Annotated in this window: 1 protein-coding gene; it reads left to right on the top strand. The window is 65.5% G+C overall.

Going from position 1 to position 1266, the window contains the following annotated elements; translation table 11 throughout:
* Positions 1–71 precede the first annotated feature (71 nt).
* A protein-coding gene (locus tag AC4IJH_RS43525) for an IS3 family transposase (protein ID WP_490857566.1) occupies positions 72–1234 on the top strand; the annotation gives its coding sequence in 2 pieces (ribosomal slippage) (positions 72–356 and positions 359–1234; 1161 coding nt in all).
* Positions 1235–1266: the final 32 nt, after the last annotated feature.

Here is a 1266-nt window from a genome sequence, read left to right on the forward strand (position 1 = left end):
GGGGGTCTGCCGCACGATCGGGTGACATCTGAACTGGCTTGCCCTGTGGGGCGGGTGGGAAGGATGTCGTTGTGCCCAAGCCCTATCCGAAAGAGTTCCGCGAGGACGTCGTGCGGGTCGCGAGGAACCGTGGTCCGGGTGTGACGGTCGAGCAGGTGGCCGCTGACTTCGGTGTACACGCGATGACGTTGTGGAAGTGGATGCGCCGTGCCGACATCGACGACGGGGTGAAACCCGGAACGACCAGCCAGGAAAGCGCGGAACTGAGGGAAGCCCGACGGCGCATCAAACTGCTGGAGCAGGAGAACGAGGTCCTGCGCCGGGCTGCGGCCTATCTGTCGCAGGCACATCTGCCGGGAAAAGGATCTACCCGCTCGTGAAGGAGCTGGCCGTGGACGGGGTGCCCGTCACGGTGACGTGCCGGGTACTCAAGCTCGCCAGGCAGCCCTACTACCGCTGGCTCGACCAACCGGTGACCGAGGCCGAGCTCGAACAGGCCGCTCGCGCGAACGCGTTGTTCGACGCTCACCGTGAGGATCCTGAGTTCGGCTACCGGTTCCTGGCCGACGAAGCCCGCGCCGCGGGGTCGGTCATGGCGGACCGGACCGCGTGGCGGATCTGCCGGGACAACCGCTGGTGGAGCGTGTTCGGCAAGAGACGTGGCCGGAGCAGGAAGGCCGGCCCGCCGGTGCACGACGATCTCGTCCAGCGTGACTTCACCGCACCCGGGCCGAACCGTCTGTGGCTCGCCGACATCACCGAACATCCCACGAAGGAAGGGAAGTTGTATCTCTGCGCGATCAAAGATGCTTTCAGCCGGAGGATCGTGGGCTACTCGATCGACACGCGGATGAAGTCCCGTCTGGCCGTCGCGGCCCTGGACAACGCTGTTGCCCGGCGTGACGGTGTCGCCGGATGCATCTTGCATACCGATCGAGGATCGCAATTTCGGTCACGGAAGTTCGTCCGGGCGCTCGACGGCCACCGGATGGTTGGCTCGATAGGGCGGGTCGGTGCGGCAGGCGACAACGCGGCGATGGAGTCGTTCTTCAGCCTGCTGCAGAAGAACGTCCTCGACCGCCGAACGTGGACCACCCGCCTGGATCTGCGGATCGCGATCGTGACCTGGATCGAGAAGACCTACCACCGACGACGCCGACAAGACTCGCTGGGCCGGCTGACTCCCGTCGAGTACGAAACCGTCATGACTACACCGGCCGCCCAGGCCGCGTGACCACACTTGTCACCCAAATCTGCAGCAGACCC

This window comes from Streptomyces sp. UF-297 (assembly GCF_058245575.1).